Origin of the sequence: Agrobacterium sp. FDAARGOS_525 (assembly GCF_003938925.1) — a bacterium.
Lineage (GTDB): Bacteria > Pseudomonadota > Alphaproteobacteria > Rhizobiales > Rhizobiaceae > Agrobacterium > Agrobacterium pusense.
The window spans coordinates 504,577-522,754 of sequence record NZ_RKIU01000003.1 but is presented as its reverse complement, the minus strand read 5'-3'; the positions used below and the strand labels follow the sequence as shown (position 1 = coordinate 522,754).

Genomic DNA, 18,178 nt, shown 5'->3' with positions numbered 1-18,178 from the left:
CGGAAGGGCGGGCGGAACGGCTGGCTTTGGCGTCAGTGCGCGCCGGCGGTTCCTGTGATCTCGAATATGGTTGGAATGGCTGTCAGAAGAACAGCCGTTCCAGAGGTCCGGCGGGCAGCGAAAGCTGCAGCAGCTGGGCAAAAACGATCCAGATGGCAAAACTCAGCACAATGCCGACCGGTATCGAGAACCAGAGCTTGCGTTTGCCGAAAGCGCGTGCCGTGAAGGCGAACAGCAGACCGGTGGCAATGGAAAAGCCCGCGACGGTCAGCAGCAGCATCTGGGCGGCAAGGCCGGCAATGACCCACACGACGGGGGCGATTTCCTGCCTGTCACGCTCGGGAAAATCCCCGCGCCAGGCCTCGACGGCCGTCCAGATCGCCAGTCCGACAAGACAGAAGGCGATGGCGTAGGGTACTGTTGCCGGGCCGACAGGGGAATAACCGGTGACGCTGGCAAGGCGGGCGCTATCCCAGAAGATGACGCTGGCAACGGCGACGAGGGCGACAGCAATGACCAGCGCCGCCCAGTCGGGGCGACGCTTTTGATCATGCGAAGGGTTGGAACCCTGGCTCATTTTACCAGTCCGATGTCTTTGAGGATGGTTTCGGTGGCGGCCGTGTCCTTGGCAAGCTGTTCCTTGAAGGCGTCACCGGCGAGATAGGTATCCATCCAGCCCTTGGTCTTCAGGGTTTCCTGCCACTTGGCGGATTTCACCAGCTTTTCGACGTCGGCGTTGATGGCCTTTTCCTGATCGGCGGAAATGCCGGGGGCTGCCGCAACCATGCGCCAGTTCTGCACGACGACATCAAGACCGCTTTCCTTCAGCGTCGGCGCGTCTACGCCCTCAAGACGGTTTTCGCTGGTGACCGCGAGAAGGCGCAGCGTGCCGGCCTTCACCTGGCCTTCGAATTCGCCATAGCCGGAAACGCCAGCGGTGACCTGCGAACCGAGGATCGAGGCAAGTGCTTCGCCGCCGCCGGAATAGGCGATGTAGTTGATCTTGGTCGGATCGACGCCGGCCGCCTTGGCAATCAGGCCAACGGCGATATGGTCGGTGCCGCCGGCAGAGCCGCCGCCCCAGGACACGCTGCCCGGGTCCTTCTTGAGCTGGTCGATGAGATCGCCGATGGTCTTCAGCGGCGAGGATGCCGGAACGACGATCGCTTCATATTCGCCGGTCAGGCGGGCGATCGGGGTTACTTCCTTCAGCGTCACGGGCGCATTGTTGGTGAGGATCGCGCCAACCATGACGTAACCGCCGACGATGAGGGCGTGCGGGTTACCCTTCTGCTGGCTGGCGAATTGCGCAAGACCGATGGTGCCGCCGGCGCCCGGTACGTTCTGCACCTGAACGCTCTTGGAAATGCCTTCTTCCTGCAGCACGCTCTGCAGCGAGCGCGCGGTCTGGTCCCAGCCGCCACCGGGATTGGCCGGTGCGATGACGGTGTAATCTGCCGCAGCCGCCGGAAGCGCGATCATGCCCGCCAGAAATGTGCCGATAAGAAAATGTTTCACGTAGAAAACCCTCCTCAGGATGCCCTTTTTGGGCGTCGTTTTTCGTTTATGCGGAAGGGCTTCAGGGCGCATCTGTGCCGACGCTGAGTACTCAACGCTGGGCCTTGGCAATCCTCAAGATTTCCTCCCGCATCTTCTTCCGCCTCCACGGAATGAAGAAGGATTGCAGAGCATCACAAAAAGCTGTCATCTAACTGACGCAACGCAAGTCCTTGCGCATTTACTCTCTCTTAATTTGTGCCGGACGTCCACTGTGGCGTGTGGACGGCTTTGTTTTGCGCCTTTGAAGCCTGCTTCAACCTCATTTCTGTGACAGGCACAGGACTGAGGGAGGGTGGGGCGCTCAAACCTACTGCGACCGCAGCGCCTCGTTCCAGCGCTCGATCAGGCGGGTGCGCTTGACCTGATCCAGATAGACCATCAGGCCGGGGCTGACCGGGACCGGCCGCAATTGCGCACCGTGGATGGCCTGCATGGTGTTCGCCGTGTTTTCGCCCGCCACTTCCGGGCTGACGGCGGGGATTTGCAATTGCCGGGCCATGATCGTCTGACCTTCCTTGGACATGAAGAATTCGAGGTAGCGGCGGCCGAGTTCAGGATTGGCTGCGGCTTCCGGAACCAGCCCGATGCGCGACATCACGACGGTATAATCCTTCGGCAGAACGATGCCGACATCCGGGTGGCGTGAGGCCCAGTCTGCCGCGTAGGAGCCGAGAATATTGTAACCCATCACGAAGCGGCCGTCGGAGACGCGCTCCAGAATGGCCGAGGAGGTGGAATAAACCTTCACACCCGCGGCACCCATGGCCTTGATGACGCTCCATATATCGCCGAACTGTTCCTGATCGCGTGACATGAACAGGAAGCCGACGCCGGAGCGTTCGATGTCATAGGTCGCGATACGGCCATGCACCTCTTTGGCGTGGCGTTCGAGATAATCGACAAATTCGGCGCGGGTGGCGGGCGGCTTTTCGGTGGTGAAGCTTGGCTTGTGATAGACAAAAACCGCCGGCTCGAAGGTCAGCGCATAGGCGGTGTTGCGCCAGTTCGCCCAGGCGGGCCAGCGGGCGCTCATGGCGAGATCCGACCGCTGGGCATAACCGTCATTGCTCAGCTTCACCTGCAGGTCCATGGCCGAGGAAAAGGCGAAATCGGCGGTCTTCTTGCCGGCGTCGGTTTCCTTCACGATGCGGTCGTAGATTTCGCCGGTCAGCATATCCTCATAATGGACGGCAATATCGGGATTGGCCTTCTGAAAGCCTTCAATCATCGGCGTCGCCAGCGGTTCGTCGAGCGAGGAATAGACCACCAGTGTCTGCGCATCCGCCTTGCCGGAGGGAGCCGGAAAAACGACGGCCTGGGCAAGCGCAGGCGAGGCCATGCAGAGACAGAGACAGAGAAGAAGGCAGATACGCATGGAAAAGATCATGCCGCAGGCGCTGGCCATTCACAAGCGGTAAGGGTCTGGTTAAACTCGGCAATGTTGCAGGAGGAAGATTTGCGTATTTTGCTGGTCGAGGACAATCAGGTGCTGTCGGAAGGGCTTTCGGCGCTTCTGCGCGGCAGCGGTTATGCGGTGGACGTGGTTTCTGATGGCGCCTCCGCCGATGCGGCAATTGCAGCGGAAAGTTTCGATCTGGTCATTCTCGATCTCAACCTGCCGGAAATGGATGGCATCGAGGTGCTGCGCTCCATGCGATCGCGTCAGGACAAGGCGGCGGTACTGATCCTGACGGCGCGCGGCACACCGGAAGAAAAGGTCAAGGGGCTCGATCTCGGTGCCGACGATTACATGATCAAGCCCTTCGATATCACCGAATTCGAGGCGAGGGTGCGGGTGCTTCTGCGCCGCAATGCGGGGCTGCGCTCTTCGGCGCTGAGTTTCGGCAAGGTGCTGTTCGATCTTAATTCCCGCACCTTTTCGGCGGACGGTCGCCCGCTCGATATTCCGGCGCGCGAAGTGGCGCTGCTGGAGGTGCTGTTCATGCGGGCGGGCAAGGTTGTCGCCAAAGAGGCGATCGTGCAGTCACTGACAGGTTTCGACGACGATATTTCCGCAAATGCCATCGAGCAATATGTCAGCCGCCTGCGCAAGCGGCTCGCGCCGCACGGGCTGACGGTGAAGACGGCGCGCGGCATCGGTTATTATCTCGAAAAGCTGCCGGAGATGGCTGAATGATACAGGCCGCCTATTCGCTCAGGCGGCGACTTCTAGGCTGGCTCCTCATCTCCACCGCCATCATCGGCTGCGTTGCGCTGACCGATACATGGCGCGAGGCGGTCAACACCGCCAATGTGGTTTCAGACCGGGTGCTTTCCGGTTCAGCGCTCGCCATTGCCGAGCGGGTGGTGGTGGCCGAGGATGGCTCGCTGGAAGTGGACATTCCCTATGTGGCGCTGGAAATGCTGACATCGGCTGCCCAGGACCGGGTGTTTTACCGTGTCGACGGGCCGAACGGGCAATTCCTCACCGGCTATCAGAACCTGCCGACGGTCGCGAACCCGAAGGGTGATACGCCCGCCTATCGCGATGCCGTGTTTCGCGATGAACCGATCCGCATCGCTGCCATCAGGCGTTTCGCTTCCACCGGCATCAATTCCGTGCCCTTTTCCGTCACGGTTGCCGAAACCACCATTGCCCGCAGCCAGCTGGCGCAGGCAATCATCCTGCGCTCGGCGCTGCGCCTGCTTTTGATGATCGTCGGGGCGGCGATCATCGTCTGGATCGCGGTGACGATTTCGCTGCGCCCGCTTTACCGGCTCAGTGAAGCCATTGCCGAGCGCAGCCCGAACGATCTGCACCCCATCCGCCAATCCGTGCCTGTCGAGGTGGAAAATCTGGTGGAGACGGTCAACTCCTTCATGGTGCGGCTGCAATCGGCGCTGGATGCGCTCAGGCATTTCACCGGCAATGCCAGCCACCAGCTGCGCACGCCGCTTGCCATCATCAGCACCCAGCTGGCTCTTTCCGCCCGCGCCGCCAGCCTTGAGGAAGCGCAGGCGGCGGCGCTGAAGGGTGGGGCATCGGTCGCCCATGCCGAGCATATCCTTGCCCAGCTTCTGCGCATGGCCAATATCGATGCTGCCGGCTCCAGCGAGAAACATGATTTTTCCGCGATAGACCTCGTGGCTGTGGCGCAGAGCGTGACGGCCGATTTCGTGCCGCGGGCCGCTGAGGCGGGTATCGATCTCGGTTTCGAAGGCGAGGTCGAGGCGACCATTCTCGCCGAACCGCTCTTGATCGGCGAGTTGATCGGCAACCTCGTTTCCAACGCCATCAATTATGCCGGTCGCGGCGCGGAAGTCACCGTCCGCGTGGGCAGGGAGACGGGTGTCGTCTGGCTGGAAGTGGAAGATAACGGCCCAGGCATCCCGCCTGAAAAACGCGCCATGGTGCGCCAGCGCTTCGCCCGCGGCGAAGAAAACGCGGCCCCCGGCGCGGGCCTCGGCCTTGCGATCATCGAGGAGATCGCCGGGCTGTTCGGCGGGCGGCTGATGCTGGAGGATGGTGCGGGTGGGCGTGGGCTGAGAGCGCGGGTGGTTTTTGGTGGCGTGGAATAGTTTTCGATAGAGGGACGTGAAGATGTCGATGGAAAAGTCACTCGAAGTTTTAAACGCCATGGTCGATGATGGCATTATTGAAACCTATGTCATTGCGGGGGCGGTTGCGGCTCTTTTGTATATTGAGCCGACCGTCACGGAAGACCTGGATATTTTGATAACTTTTTCATCCTCATCCCCTGGCGGACTTGTGACGCTCGGTGAAATTGTTCCCTACCTTAAAGCGCGAGGCTATGAGCAATGGGAAAAGGAAGGCCTGCTGATCGAAGGTTGGCCTGTTCAGTTTCTTCCCGCTTCCGATGCGCTGGATGTGGAAGCATTACAGCAAGCGGAAGAGATTGCTGAAGATTTCGGATCGGGCCGCCAGATCACGACCCGCGTCCTTTCTGCCCATCATTTGGTAGCGATTGCCATCCGTACCGGAAGATACAAGGATCATGCACGGGTGATCGCGTTTCTCGACGCGAATGCCGTAAACATCGAGCTTCTACGCGATGTCGTGAAACGCCACGGGCTTGACGGTAAATGGGGGGAATTTCTTGCTAAAACTGGACATGATGATGTGTTGGATTTAAATTCCAATCCATGAGCAATCCGTCAAACTTCACGCTGAATGAGATTCTGGCACGCAAAGCAGAGGCTCGGCATGTCCGAGCCAATTTGTCTTTTGCCGAGAAAATCAGAATCGTCGAAAAAATGCGTGAGCGGCTCGCTCCATTCAAAGCCATTCGCGATAAGAACAAGGTCGGTGCCGCATCGCAAGCGACGGTGCGACGATAGCAGCCGTCAGGCATCGGGTTTACTGGCGACGTCTCACCCCATCCGCTCGGAAGCATAGCTTCCCGGGCTTGGCGGGAAGACCACGGTGCGGTTGCCGTTGATGAATGTGCGGTGGTGGATGTGGGCGTGGATGGCGCGGGCAAGCACCTGGCTTTCCACATCGCGACCAAGCGAGACATAGTCATCGGCTGATTGCGCGTGGGTGATGCGCACCGTGTCCTGCTCGATGATCGGGCCTTCGTCGAGATCGGCTGTTACATAATGCGCTGTCGCGCCGATCAGCTTCACGCCGCGCTCATAGGCCTGCTTGTAGGGGTTCGCGCCCTTGAAGCTTGGCAGGAAGGAGTGGTGGATGTTGATGATCTTGCCTGACATCTTGCGGCACAGGTCATCGGAAAGAACCTGCATGTAGCGGGCGAGCACGACGAGCTCCGTGCCTGTTGTCTCGACCAGCTCCATGAGCTGGGCTTCGGCCTTCGGCTTGTTCTCCTTCGTCACCTTGATGTGGTGGAAGGGGATGTCGTGATTGACGACAACTTTCTGATAATCGAAATGGTTGGACACGACACCGACGATGTCGATCGGCAGCGCGCCGATCTTCCAGCGATAGAGCAGGTCGTTGAGGCAATGGCCGAAACGCGACACCATCAGCAGCGTCTTCATGCGTTGGCCGTCCGGGTAGATATCCGCTTCCATGCCGAATTTTTCCGCCACCGGCCGGAACCCGTCGGTAATGGCTTCAAGGGAGGCGCCCTCTTCCGAGATGAAGGAGACGCGCATGAAGAACTTGCCGGTCTCGAGGTCGTCGAACTGCGAACTGTCGACGATATTGCAGCCTTTCTCCGCCAGATAACCGGAAATCGCGGCGACGATGCCGCGGGTCGATTTGCAGGCTACGGTCAGAACATAGGATGTCATTCGTTTTCCCTCAGAGACGTCGCGCCGGTATCAGCCGACGCAGTTCGGCGCGTTCCATAGCGCAGCTCCGCGGTGGAGCAAAGCGTCAAGACGAACGCAGTCAAAGTCATAGGGCGGGAAAGGGAAGCGCGCCGTGCCGGAAGCGACATGGAATGTTCCATGGCCAGCACGGCGACGCGGGGTGATTTGCCGGGGCGGTCGCCAATCTCAGGCGCGGCGCAGGCGCATTGCCGTGCGGCCGCGGCCGTCGAGCAGTTCCAGCGCGCCGCGGCGCGGCTCCAGCCTGAAGGAGCGGGCGCCTTCCAGCGCTTCGATGAACTGCCGCTCCTGGCGCATGATGTCTGGCGCGCAGGCCATCTGGGTGGAAATCATCCGGCCGAAATCGACACGGTTACGGTTGATCTTCACTTCACCGCCAATGCCGTTACAGCCGGCATTTCCGGAAACGCGGCCTTCGCGGGAGATTTCCAGCGTCGCCTGCCGGCGGCCGCGAACCCTCTCGCCGCGGATTTCCTGCACCAGCCAGTTCCCATCGATACCGGCTTCCGGCTCCGGGCGGCCCGGGCCGGCGCCGACGCGCTCCAGCACGAGATCGGTATCGTCGCGGCCACCGGTCAGGACGGAATAGCGCCGGGTGGTGGTAAAGAGCAGCCGGTCGCGGTCGCGGATTTCGGCGCTCAGCGCATAGGAGCGGCGGCCACGGATGTCGCGGTCGTCATAACGCAGCACGAAGGGCACCGGCACCTGGCCGCGCGGGCGAATGGTGGTTTCGGCAATCGTCTGTGACGGCGCGTCCGCCAGCGACACATCGATCAGGCGCACGGTAACGGTTGCGCCCGGCGGCAGGGCGATGCGTTCGCGATAGGAGACGCTGCCGCGCAGGCTCGCCGGTGCCGCCGCCGCGCCGCCTGCCGCAAAGAGCGGGGCAAGCGCGAGAAGACCGGCGAAACTGCGGCGCGAAAGAAGGGGCTGGTGGTCGGTCATGGTGCTTGCTCCGTGCTGGTTCCGGTGGAATTGAACCGGATGATAAAAAACGGCACTGAACGTGCGATGAACCGGATTTTCAAACCCGGTCAGATGGACATTTGGTGTATGGCAAGGGAGCGACGGGAGGATCTATGCCATTTGCATCCCCTCCGCCCTCATTCCTGTGCTTGTCACAGGACACCAGTCGACACGCGTCTGCGTGGCGGGAAGATTCTTTTCAGCCGAAAGACCTGGGCTGGTTGGATTCCTGTGACGAGCACAGGAATGAGGGTGGTGGGAGGCCGCATCGTCCAAGGGAGCAACTCCTTGCCGGCGGCCTCCGCTCAGCTCTCAGCCGCGGAAACCGTTCCGCAGCGCTTCGAACTTCGCCAGTTGTTCGGCCAGCAACTCCTTGTTCTCGTCGCGGCGGACGAACACCTTGAACATGGCGCCGCCGGCGGCATTCATGAACCAGACGGAACAGGAGCGGCGTCCGTGGAAGCCGCGGTCGACGAAGGTGATGCCGGCGCAATTGTCCTTCTTGATGTGACCGCCGATGGGGCTGTCGCCGTGGATATTGAACCAGCCGTGACTCTCCGTGCCTTCAGGCAGATGGCCCGGCACTTCCAGCACGATATCGCCGGTCTGCACGATCATCAGGATTTCACCCCAGCCGCGCATCTCGTTCCAGATCGCATCGAAGCGGTCGGCGGCAGCGGAAACGGCCGCACCTTCCGGCAGGATCGCCAAAATCTCGGCCGGCGTCACCTCGGCCTTGGCGGCGATGGCCTCCACGATGCCATCAGGTTTTTCAGCGAGCGCGGCGGCGGCGCGTGCCCGCCTGTCGTCGTCCGTCTTTTGGACTGCAATGCTCATCGGTTAGCCTCAGGCGGCAATCGAACGGCGCTCGCCATTCTTGTCTTCGTGGATGATGACGTCGAAACCTTCGAAATGCGGACCGGAGAGATATTCCACCTTGCCGCGGTTCTCGCCGGCCTTGGCATGGGCGGCGCGGAACTGTTCGGATTTCGTCCAGGCAAGGAAATCGTCCTTGGTGGCCCAGACGGTGTGCGAAGCATAAAGCGTGTGATCGTCCGCCTTCGGGCCTTTCAGCATGTGAAATTCGATATAGCCCGGCAATTCGCTCAGATGCGATTTGCGCTCGCGCCAGATGGATTCGAATGTGTCTTCGTAACCCGGCACGACGCGAAAGCGGTTCATTGCGATAAACATGAAAGTCTCCCTTTAAGTTTCCTGTTTCAGTCAGGATATCGTCCGCGGGCGGGGTTGGGAAGGGGTTCACGCCAAAGCGAACAAAAATACTCCACTTATCGATTGCGCGGCGTATAAACATGTGTAGATAACTCAAGATTAGTGGCGCGGGTGAACCTGCGCCGGGTCGTTTTTTCAGGATAACGCCATGTTGAATTCCCGTCTTCGTTCCTTTGTTTTCGCCGCCCTCTTGCCCGCCGCAATAGCCTTTGCCGCGCCGGCCGCCATGGCTTCGGACAAGGGTAATCCGGAGGCTAAACGCATCGTTGCCCTGGGCGGTACGGTTACGGAAATCCTTTATGCGCTGGGTGCAGGAGACCGTATCGTGGCGCGCGACAGCACCAGCAGCTATCCGGCCGATGCGCTTGCAAAGCCTGACGTCGGTTATATGCGGGCACTGTCTTCAGAAGGTATCCTGTCGCAGAAACCCGATCTCATTCTCTCCGAAGACGGCTCAGGCCCTGCGGACGTCATCGCCATCCTGAAAGCCAGCGCGGTGCCTTTCGTCACCGTCGATACGCCGCCGAGCGGCGATGCAATCCCTAAAAAGATCGAGGATGTCGGTGCGGCCGTGGGGCTCTCGGACAAGGCGAAGGCGCTGGCTGCCGAGACCAGGGCGGGGCTTGATGCGCTCACCAAGGACGTCTCCGCCGTGCCGGAACAGGGCCGGAAACGCGTTCTGTTCGTGCTTTCCACTGCCGGTGGCCGCGTCATGGCGGCGGGCAAGGATACAGAGGCGGCGGCGATCATCGAAATGGCTGGGGGTATCAACGCGGCGGAGGACATTACCGGTTACAAACCGCTGACGGACGAGGCGGTCATTGCCGCGGCGCCCGACGTGGTACTCACAATGGCGCGCGGCGACCACGCCGCCAAGGCGGATGAGACTTTCGCGCTTCCCGCGTTCCAGTCTACACCCGCCGCCGCCAGCAAGGCGCTCATCAGCATGGATGGGCTTTATCTTATCGGTTTCGGCCCCCGTACGCCCGCTGCAGGCCGGGAGCTGGCAAACAAGCTCTATCCTGATGTGGTGAAGCCGTGAGCCTAGCCGTCTTGAGTTCGACCGAGGGCAGCGTTGCGGGCGACAGATCCCGTCAGGGCGTTGTTGCCCTTGTCGTGCTCGTCGGCATCCTGCTGTTTGCCTGTGGCGTATCGCTGATCAGCGGACCCACCGGCGTCGGCATCTCCGAACTCCTTGCCTATCTCACCGGCGGCGCGGATCAGCTCGATGCGCGCGACAGGATCATTCTCGAGGCGGTGCGCCTGCCGCGCACGGCGCTCGGCATGTTGATCGGTGCGGGACTCGCTGTTTCAGGGGCGATGATGCAGGGCCTGTTCCGCAATCCATTGGCCGATCCCGGTATTGTCGGCGTCACCTCGGGCGCTGCGCTCTTTGCTGTCGCCGCCATTTCGCTCGGGGAAGGCGCGCTTGCCACGGTCGCGCTTTTTTTCGGCCCTCACTTCCTGCCGATCATGGCCTTCTTCGGCGGGCTGCTGAACACCTGGGTGCTCTATCTGATCGCCACGAAGGACGGCGCGACCTCAACCACCACACTCATTCTGGCCGGCATTGCGGTGGCGGCCATCAGCGGTGCGATGACCGGGTTGATGATATTCGTCGCCGATGACCGGGCGCTGCGCGACATCACCTTCTGGTCGCTCGGTTCTCTCGGCGGGGCAACGCCCGCCAAGGTACTGGCCACCCTGCCTTTCATCATCGTCGTTCTCGCCATCATTCCCTTCGTCGCGCGCGGGCTGGATGCGCTCATCCTCGGGGATGCGGCCGCCTTCCATATGGGGATACCGGTGCAGCGGCTGAAACGGGTCGTCATTCTGGCCGTTGCCGCCGCCTGCGGGGCGAGCGTGGCGGCGGCGGGTTCCATCGGCTTTGTCGGTATCGTCGTGCCGCATCTGCTTCGCCTCGCCATCGGCCCGTCGCATCGTTTCCTGCTGCCGGCCTCCGCCCTTGGCGGGGCGGCGCTTTTGCTGCTGGCCGACAGTTTCGCCCGCACGGTGGCCGCACCGGCGGAACTGCCGATCGGCGTCGTCACGGCGCTCATCGGTGCGCCGGTCTTTCTGTTCCTGCTGCTGGGACGCGGCGGTTTTTCCATGCGGAACATGTCATGATCCGGGCCGAAAACCTTACCCTCATCCGCTCCGGCCGTCGGTTGCTTGATGAAGTCAGCGTCGATCTGAAACCCGGCAAGGTCAATGTCATCATCGGTCCCAACGGTGCCGGCAAATCCACGCTGATGAAGGTTCTCTCGGGCGAGATGCGCGCTGAGGCCGGTTTGGTGACCTATAATGATGTCGACCTGCCGGTGTTCACGCCGGTCCAGCTTGCGCGGCTCCGCGCCGTGCTGCCCCAGAGCACCCAGCTCGCCTTCCCTTTCACTGCGCTCGAAATCGTCCGCATGGGGGCGGTCGCGCAGGGGTCGCGTGCGCCGGAAGAGCAGGCCCGCCGGGCTCTTGCCAAGGCCGGGCTGCGCGGTTTCGAACAGCGGTCCTACAATATGCTCTCAGGCGGCGAGCAGCAGCGGGTGCAGTTTGCGCGGGCGCTGGCGCAGGTACCGAACCCGGTTGAAAATGGCGAGGCAAGGGCGCTCTTCCTCGACGAGCCCACCGCAAGTCTCGATATCGGCCACCAGATCGCCGTGCTGGAAACGGCGCGGGATTTTGCAAGCGGCGGCGGGCTGGTTCTCGCCATCCTGCACGATCTCAATCTGGCCGCGGAATTTGCCGATCAACTTATCGTCATGCATGGCGGCCGGGTGACGGCCAGTGGCCCATCGCTGGAAACGATCAGCGATGAGACCATTGCAAGGGTCTATGGCATTGGTGGTGTCGTCGGCCGGCTGCCGGCGCGGCATATTCCCTACGTACTTCCGCAGTCTCGCCACCGATAGGGGCTGTCCTCCGCCTCAATTTTCCGGGCGGGTGGCGATGAAGAGCGCGGAGCCCAGCATGACGGCGGCGACGACGGCTGCGCGCAACGGCGGCGGCTCGCTCAGGAACCAGAAAGCGGCGTAGCTGACGGACATGGCCGAAAGCGCCGCGATCTTGGCTTTGCGGGCTATTGCGCCGCGTTCGCGCCATCGCCGCAGGGAAGGGCCGTATCTGGGATGGGCGAGAAGCCACGCCTCGAGTTTTGGCGAGGAGCGGGAAAAACACCAGAGCGCCAGAAGCAGAAAAGGCGTGGTGGGCAAAACGGGAAGAAACGCGCCGACAATGCCGGTCGCGACCATAAGCCAGCCAAGACAGAGGTATAAAAGGCGCATGCCTAGCCGGTATCATGACTTTACCACTCAGGATAGAGCGGTGGGCCGAAAAGGATGGGTCCCGTTGCCGCAGGCTCCACCGCACCGGAAACCGGCAGCTTTTGCCATCACATTTGCCGTGATCTGCGTTCTCCCCGGCCCTGTGTCGCGCCTTTAGGGTTGAAAGCGCCGCACACTGTCTTTATCCCCTTGGCCGCGATGCCCGGAGCATAACCGGGCCGTCAACAGGAAGAAGAAGGAAAACACCATGGCCAAGCTGATCCACTCGATGGTCCGGGTGCTGGACGAAAAGCGTTCGGTGGAATTTTACAAACAGGCTTTCGGGCTTGAAGTGGCGGAACGCGCCGAGTTCGAGAATTTCACGCTGATCTATCTCAGCAATGCCGAGGGCGATTTCGAGCTGGAGCTGACCGTCAACCGCGGCCGCGAAGTGCCCTATGCGCTGGGCGACGGTTATGGCCATCTCGCCGTCAGCGTCGCCGATGTTGACGCCGAGCATCAGCGCTTCAACGAGATCGGGCTTTCCCCCGGCAAGATCATCGAGGCCGATTACAAGGGCCAGCCTTTCGCAAAATATTTTTTCATTTGCGATCCCGATGGTTACAAGATCGAAGTGCTGCAGCGCGGCAACCGGTTCAAATAAGCTCTGATGGAGGCAGGCATGGCAGAGGCAGGCGTTAAACTCGAAGACAGCTGGAAGCGCGTGCTTTCCGCAGAATTCGCCAGCCCCTACATGCAAAAGCTGAAAGAGTTCCTGCTTGCCGAAAAGACAGCCGGCAAGCGTATCTTCCCGAAGGGCGCGGACTATTTCCGCGCTCTCGATCTGACACCGCTCGATGAGGTGAAGGTCGTCATATTGGGACAGGACCCCTATCACGGCGCCGGCCAGGCGCATGGACTGTGCTTTTCCGTGCAGCCCGGCGTGCGCATCCCGCCCTCGCTCGTCAATATCTACAAGGAATTGCAGGCCGATCTCGGCATTCGCCCGGTCGGCCACGGTTTTCTGGAAAGCTGGGCGAAACAGGGCGTGCTACTGCTCAACAGCGTGCTGACGGTGGAAGAGGCCCGCGCCGCCTCGCATCAGGGGCAGGGCTGGGAAAAATTCACCGACGCCGTCATCCGCGCCGTCAACGACGAGTGCGACCATGTCGTCTTCCTGCTCTGGGGTTCCTATGCCCAGAAGAAGGCGGCCTTTGTGAACCAGCGCAAACATCTGGTGTTGCGCTCGCCGCACCCGTCACCGCTTTCCGCCCATAACGGCTTTTTCGGTAATGGCCATTTTTCCAAGGCGAATGCCTTTCTCATCTCCCATGGCCGCGACCCGATCGACTGGCAATTGCCGGAATCGGTGTAAGCCCTCCCTGCATATACTTCCGTCATTCCGGCCGTGAGCCGGAATCCAGCCGACGCGTGTCTGCGCGGCGAGAAGAGTCCTTCGGCCCAAAGACTTGGGCTGGCTGGATGCCGGATCATGTCCGGCATGACGGGATTCAAAACCAAAATGTCTTTACGCGCGGCAGCCTCCGGTCTAAAGAATACTAGACTATGAAGTGAAGGATTATGCCCGTGTCTCTCCTGTCTGCCGAAACCTCCGTCTCACTGCCCGATCCGCTGTCGATCGTCGATGCTTTCGAGGATCATTTTTCCGAGCATATGGAGATGGAGCGCGAAGGCGCGACGGTTCGGTTCAAGACCGAATACGGCCATGGCCGCTTCAGCGCAGAAGGCGGTCGTTTCGCCGCAAGCGTCAGCTGCATTTCCGAACATATATTGATGTCGGTCAAGGCCATGGTGGCCGAGCATATTGTCGAGTTTTCCGGGGAGACGGGGCTGGATTTCCGCTGGAGCGGCCATGGCGCGCAGCAGCGCGAACTGCCCAATCTTTTCGTCGGCAAGATTGCCCGCGCCTATAATCTGACGCCGCATATGCGCCGGCTGGTGGTTTCCGTCGAAAGCGGCATTGAAAGGCTGATGACGGGCGGCATGCATGTGCGGCTGCTTCTGGTCCCGGATCAGGCCCGAGCGCCGGTCTGGCCTTATCTTGCGCCCACCGGGGCCATCGTCTGGCCGGCGGGCGAGGATCTTCTCACGCGCCGCGTCTACACCATCCGTTCCGGCGATATCGCGCGCGGTGAAGTCCATATCGACTTCGTCATGCATGAGGGTGACCACATGCCGGGCGCGACATTCGGCGCAACGGCCAAGCCCGGTGATGTTCTCGGCATCATCGGCCCGAGCGGTGTCTGCCCGGAGGCCGAACGTTATGTCTTTGCCGGCGATGAGACGGCGCTGCCGGTGATGCTGCGCATGGCGGCCGAAATGCCGGCCGGGAAGAAGCTCAGCGTCTATGCCGAGATCGATGACGAAGCCGAGCGGCAGGAAATCGTTTGCGCGGCAAATGTCGAGTGGACATGGCTCTATCGTCGCGGCAAGGCCGCCGGCACCGCCGGCCTTATTGAAAAAGCGCTGCGCGACCATGCCTGGAGCGGGGACCATGAAGGATTGCATGTCTTTGTCGCCTGCGAAAAATCCGAGGCGAGGGCGGCAAAATCCTTCCTTACCGACGAGATTTCCGTGCCGAAAGCTGCTCTGCGCGCGGTCGGTTACTGGAGCCTGGGTGTCGCCGACGATCATTGACTGGCTCATCGGTCGTTGAACAGTCGGTTTTATCGTTCACCATTCGGGAACAATCCGTACCCGTTGTCCACTCTATGCCCGAGAGCACTGTTACCCCATCTTTACGCCATGAAGAGGACGGGCCCAACCATGCGGCCCGCCAGGCAAGAAGGGGTTTATCATGCTCAACCAGATCAAGGGCCTGCACCACGTCACATCCATGGCGGCGAGCGCGCGCCAGAACAACAGTTTTTTCACCGATACGCTCGGCCTGCGCCGGGTAAAGAAGACGGTCAATTTCGACGCGCCTGATGTCTATCATCTCTATTATGGCGATGAAGTCGGCACGCCCGGCTCTGTCATGACCTATTTCCCGTTTCCACATATCGCCCGCGGCCGTCCCGGCACCGGCGAAGTGGGCACAACGCTGTTTTCCGTACCGGACGGGTCGCTCGGCTACTGGCAGGAGCGTCTTTCGAAGGCCGGCGTGGATGGCCTGAAGGCCGACGAAGCCTTTGGAAACAAGCGCCTGCATTTCGCAGGCCCCGATGGTGACGGTTTTGCGCTGGTCGAGGTCAGGGATGACAACCGTGCGCAGTGGATCGGCAATGGTGTTGGTCAGGATCAGGCGATCCATGGTTTTCAGGGTGCGTCGCTGCGACTTCGCGATGAAGGTGCGACGGCCGAGCTCCTGAAATTCATGGGTTATCAGGAAGTCGACCGTCAGGACGGCGTATTGCGCCTTGGTATGCCCGGCGGCAACGGTGCCGATGTCATCGACATCGAAACCATGCCGAATATATCAGGCGCGCGGCTGGGTGCTGGCTCCGTGCACCACATCGCCTTTGCGGTCGAAAACCGCGAAAAGCAGCTGGAGGTGCGCAAGGCGCTGATGGACACCGGTTATCAGGTGACACCCGTCATCGACCGCGATTATTTCTGGGCGATCTATTTCCGCACGCCGGGCGGCGTGCTGTTTGAAGTTGCCACCAACGAGCCGGGTTTCGACCGCGACGAGGACACCGCCCATCTCGGCGAGGCGCTGAAGCTGCCGACCCAGCATGCGCATCTGCGCTCCGTGCTGGAAGAGCATCTGGAGCCGCTGGGGGATGAGAAGGCCGCGTAATCGCTCGATGGCTTTTGGCAGGATGTTGCCGCGTCTTTCTTCTCCCCGGCGGGGAGAAGGTGGCCCGAAGGGACGGATGAGGGGGCAACGCCAGCGATAGACCGCACCCTCGCCCCCTCATTCGGCTGCCGCGGACTTCTCCCCTCGGGGAGAAGAAACAAGCGGCGCTTGCTCCACATGGGAATGTTCCGTTCGGCTGAAAAAGCCGCGTGGATGCCACTGAACCTCTCCTTCCAGAAAGGATTTTTCGATGACCAAGGACAGCTATTTCCACAAGTCCCGCGCCGGTGCTGTCGGTGCACCGCTTTTCGTCCTGCTGCACGGCACTGGCGGTGATGAAAACCAGTTCTTCGATTTCGGCTCGCGTCTCCTGCCGCAGGCAACCATCCTCTCGCCTGTCGGTGATGTCTCCGAACACGGCGCGGCGCGGTTTTTCCGCCGCACCGGCGAGGGCGTGTACGACATGGCCGATCTTGCCCGGGCTACCGGGAAGCTTGCCGATTTCGTCAAGGCCAACCGGGAACATTATCAGGCCGGTCCGGTCATCGGTCTCGGCTTTTCCAATGGCGCAAATATTCTCGCCAATGTGCTGATCGAACAGCCCGGGCTTTTCGATGCCGCAGTGCTGATGCATCCGCTCATCCCGTTCGAGCCGAAGATTTCCCCTGCCAAAGCCACGCGCCGGGTGTTGATCACGGCGGGTGAGCGCGATCCGATCTGCCCGGTGCCGCTGACCAAGGCGCTGGAACAGAGCCTGAAGGCGCAGGGTGGAGCCGTGGAGACGGTATGGCATCCGGGCGGGCATGAAATTCGCTCCAGCGAGATTGATGCCGTGCGGGAATTTCTCTCGGTTTACGGGGAGTGATGCTGTCTTCCGTCATGCCGGGCTTGACCCGGCATCCAGCCACGGCGCGTCTGTGCCGTGAAAAGAGTCTTTCGCGATCAAGGACTTGATCGCACTGGACCCCGGATCTAGTCCGGGGTGACGGGGCGCGGATGATGTGCATTCGCCCAGACTCAAGGTCATCCTCGGGTCAAGCCCGAGGATGACGGAGAAGGGATTTACTGCTCCGTCAAGTAATCCCTAGACCAGCCTCGTCCCGCCCAGCCTCAACGATACCCGCACTGCTGCAACTGCGCCTCGTAACGCAACGCCATGTTGGCGGAGCGGCGGGCAGCCTTCTGGACGGCTGAATTGTTGCGCCAGCTTCCCTTCGCATAACCGGCATGGCCGGAATAATAGGCAAGGTAGAGGTTATAGGGATCGTTCAGTGCAATGCCGTTTTCGCGGCGGCTCTTGGCGTGATACCAGCCGACGAAGTGGATGGCATCGGTGAAATCGGTACGGCTTGCCGACCAGCGGCCGGTTTCTCGCTGGTAAACACTCCATGTGCCGTCGAGTGCCTGGGCGTAGCCATAGGCCGTCGATTGCCGTTTCCAGGGAATGAAGCCCAGCAGCTTGGTGCGCGGAGGCCGCGCATAAGGGCGGAAGGCGGATTCGGTATAGATCGTCGCCATCATGACAGGCACGGGCACGCCGAACTCTCGTTCTGCCGCTTTCGCATCACGCCGCCAATTGTTGAAGATGCCGTTGCGCTGCTCGAAAATCGCACAGGCATTGGTCACCTGCGACGGTGCGGTGGCGCAGCCGGCGAGAACGAGCATCAGGAAAACAACGGCAAATACGCCACGCATAACGGAACCCTTTCGTTCCGTTATTCTTAAATTGCTAACCATTAACGTCGGGTTTTAAGACAAGGTTAATTCAAATGCCGCCGATCGGGCGGGCGTTAACCCGCTGAAAATTCCTGTGGCCGGGATGGGGCGAAACCACCTCCCGGCGCCTTTTTTCAGAATGCGTCATCCCCGCGCGTCCCCGGTGCTGCCAGCCAGACTATACTTTGCCCATACCGGTCATCAGGCGTGCGCGCGGCGCAGGATGGGCGGGGCAGGCGGCCTAAACCGGGGAGTTTCCCGATGTCACAGTCAAGGCGGCCGGCATATGCCCATCCTCCAAACAGGAACCGGTTTGGCGGGCGGGCCATGTGTTTGAAGCCGGGGCTGCATCGTTTGCAAAACCCTCTGCCACCCTTTGATACCCCCGCAGCGATGCGGCCCCTTTTTCTCTTCCCGACGTTGCCGC

The 18,178-nt window shown here is 61.1% G+C and carries 21 protein-coding genes; 12 read left to right on the top strand and 9 right to left on the bottom strand.

What is annotated here, in order from left to right; all coding sequences use genetic code 11:
- Nucleotides 1-82: 82 nt before the first annotated feature.
- The 3 genes from EGT36_RS03855 to EGT36_RS03845 all read right to left on the bottom strand — a co-directional run bounded on the left by EGT36_RS03855 (nt 83) and on the right by EGT36_RS03845 (nt 2,935).
- The gene (locus EGT36_RS03855) at nt 83-577 is read right to left on the bottom strand and encodes a tripartite tricarboxylate transporter TctB family protein (RefSeq protein WP_035210454.1); all 495 of its coding nucleotides are present in this window, start codon (nt 575-577) and stop codon (nt 83-85) included.
- Entirely contained in the window at nt 574-1,482 is a 909-nt protein-coding gene (locus tag EGT36_RS03850) for a Bug family tripartite tricarboxylate transporter substrate binding protein (protein ID WP_153776944.1), read from the bottom strand. Before EGT36_RS03850 ends, EGT36_RS03855 begins: the two co-directional genes overlap by 4 nt.
- A 385-nt stretch (nt 1,483-1,867) precedes the next feature.
- Nucleotides 1,868-2,935, bottom strand: coding sequence for an ABC transporter substrate-binding protein (locus EGT36_RS03845; protein WP_006700422.1), 1,068 nt, complete (start codon nt 2,933-2,935; stop codon nt 1,868-1,870).
- A gap of 81 nt (nt 2,936-3,016) precedes the next feature.
- Between EGT36_RS03845 and EGT36_RS03840 the strand changes: the two genes are divergently transcribed.
- Genes EGT36_RS03840 through EGT36_RS03825 form a run of 4 tightly spaced genes read left to right on the top strand, consistent with a single transcriptional unit; the run spans nt 3,017 to nt 5,859 of the window.
- Nucleotides 3,017-3,697 carry a response regulator gene (locus EGT36_RS03840; protein ID WP_003491888.1) on the top strand — a complete coding sequence of 227 codons (681 nt, stop codon included), beginning with the start codon at nt 3,017-3,019 and terminating at the stop codon, nt 3,695-3,697.
- Complete coding sequence (locus tag EGT36_RS03835) at nt 3,694-5,079, top strand: sensor histidine kinase (protein ID WP_125270066.1); 1,386 nt, start codon at nt 3,694-3,696, stop codon at nt 5,077-5,079. Before EGT36_RS03840 ends, EGT36_RS03835 begins: the two co-directional genes overlap by 4 nt.
- 28 nt (nt 5,080-5,107) lie before the next feature.
- On the top strand, nt 5,108-5,668 hold the full coding sequence (locus EGT36_RS03830) for a hypothetical protein (RefSeq protein ID WP_037091853.1): 561 nt from the start codon (nt 5,108-5,110) through the stop codon (nt 5,666-5,668).
- Nucleotides 5,665-5,859, top strand: a complete 195-nt coding sequence (locus tag EGT36_RS03825) for a hypothetical protein (protein WP_037091850.1) — start codon at nt 5,665-5,667, stop codon at nt 5,857-5,859. Before EGT36_RS03830 ends, EGT36_RS03825 begins: the two co-directional genes overlap by 4 nt.
- 33 nt (nt 5,860-5,892) lie before the next feature.
- Here the strand turns inward: EGT36_RS03825 and purU are convergent, their stop codons facing one another.
- The 4 genes from purU to hmuQ form a co-directional block, all read right to left on the bottom strand.
- Entirely contained in the window at nt 5,893-6,777 is an 885-nt protein-coding gene (gene purU / locus EGT36_RS03820) for a formyltetrahydrofolate deformylase (RefSeq protein WP_006700424.1), read from the bottom strand.
- A gap of 207 nt (nt 6,778-6,984) precedes the next feature.
- A complete protein-coding gene (locus EGT36_RS03810) occupies nt 6,985-7,761 on the bottom strand; it encodes a YbaY family lipoprotein (RefSeq protein WP_037091848.1) in 777 nt (258 codons plus the stop codon).
- A gap of 333 nt (nt 7,762-8,094) precedes the next feature.
- Nucleotides 8,095-8,619 (bottom strand): heme utilization cystosolic carrier protein HutX, encoded by a 525-nt coding sequence (hutX, locus tag EGT36_RS03800; protein WP_037091846.1) that lies wholly within the window; start codon nt 8,617-8,619, stop codon nt 8,095-8,097.
- Nucleotides 8,620-8,628: 9 nt separating this feature from the next.
- Nucleotides 8,629-8,976, bottom strand: coding sequence for a heme-degrading protein HmuQ (gene hmuQ / locus EGT36_RS03795; RefSeq protein ID WP_004429958.1), 348 nt, complete (start codon nt 8,974-8,976; stop codon nt 8,629-8,631).
- Nucleotides 8,977-9,163: 187 nt separating this feature from the next.
- Here hmuQ and EGT36_RS03790 point away from each other — a divergent pair, with 187 nt between their 5' ends.
- From EGT36_RS03790 to EGT36_RS03780, 3 genes are read left to right on the top strand one after another with little or no spacing between them, the layout of a single operon-like run.
- Nucleotides 9,164-10,057: a heme/hemin ABC transporter substrate-binding protein gene (locus EGT36_RS03790; protein WP_035211718.1), complete on the top strand. Its 894-nt coding sequence runs from the start codon at nt 9,164-9,166 to the stop codon at nt 10,055-10,057.
- Nucleotides 10,054-11,142, top strand: a complete 1,089-nt coding sequence (locus EGT36_RS03785) for a FecCD family ABC transporter permease (protein ID WP_022556828.1) — start codon at nt 10,054-10,056, stop codon at nt 11,140-11,142. Before EGT36_RS03790 ends, EGT36_RS03785 begins: the two co-directional genes overlap by 4 nt.
- Nucleotides 11,139-11,921, top strand: a complete 783-nt coding sequence (locus EGT36_RS03780) for a heme ABC transporter ATP-binding protein (protein ID WP_004443422.1) — start codon at nt 11,139-11,141, stop codon at nt 11,919-11,921. Before EGT36_RS03785 ends, EGT36_RS03780 begins: the two co-directional genes overlap by 4 nt.
- Nucleotides 11,922-11,936: 15 nt before the next feature.
- On the opposite strand, the gene EGT36_RS03775 is transcribed toward EGT36_RS03780, so the two are convergent.
- A complete protein-coding gene (locus EGT36_RS03775) occupies nt 11,937-12,293 on the bottom strand; it encodes a YbaN family protein (protein WP_004443420.1) in 357 nt (118 codons plus the stop codon).
- Nucleotides 12,294-12,540: 247 nt separating this feature from the next.
- Between EGT36_RS03775 and EGT36_RS03770 the strand changes: the two genes are divergently transcribed.
- The 5 genes from EGT36_RS03770 to EGT36_RS03750 all read left to right on the top strand — a co-directional run bounded on the left by EGT36_RS03770 (nt 12,541) and on the right by EGT36_RS03750 (nt 16,900).
- A complete protein-coding gene (locus tag EGT36_RS03770; RefSeq protein ID WP_004443419.1) occupies nt 12,541-12,936 on the top strand; it encodes a VOC family protein in 396 nt (131 codons plus the stop codon).
- Nucleotides 12,937-12,954: 18 nt separating this feature from the next.
- Nucleotides 12,955-13,647 (top strand): uracil-DNA glycosylase, encoded by a 693-nt coding sequence (gene ung / locus EGT36_RS03765; RefSeq protein WP_004443416.1) that lies wholly within the window; start codon nt 12,955-12,957, stop codon nt 13,645-13,647.
- A gap of 206 nt (nt 13,648-13,853) precedes the next feature.
- The gene (locus EGT36_RS03760) at nt 13,854-14,930 is read left to right on the top strand and encodes a siderophore-interacting protein (protein ID WP_006700432.1); all 1,077 of its coding nucleotides are present in this window, start codon (nt 13,854-13,856) and stop codon (nt 14,928-14,930) included.
- Between the two features lie 160 nt (nt 14,931-15,090).
- Nucleotides 15,091-16,035, top strand: coding sequence for a VOC family protein (locus tag EGT36_RS03755; protein WP_006700433.1), 945 nt, complete (start codon nt 15,091-15,093; stop codon nt 16,033-16,035).
- Between the two features lie 250 nt (nt 16,036-16,285).
- Nucleotides 16,286-16,900 carry an alpha/beta hydrolase gene (locus tag EGT36_RS03750; RefSeq protein WP_037091839.1) on the top strand — a complete coding sequence of 205 codons (615 nt, stop codon included), beginning with the start codon at nt 16,286-16,288 and terminating at the stop codon, nt 16,898-16,900.
- A gap of 245 nt (nt 16,901-17,145) precedes the next feature.
- On the opposite strand, the gene EGT36_RS03745 is transcribed toward EGT36_RS03750, so the two are convergent.
- Nucleotides 17,146-17,730, bottom strand: a complete 585-nt coding sequence (locus tag EGT36_RS03745; RefSeq protein ID WP_004443407.1) for a transglycosylase SLT domain-containing protein — start codon at nt 17,728-17,730, stop codon at nt 17,146-17,148.
- Between the last annotated feature and the right edge of the window lie 448 nt (nt 17,731-18,178).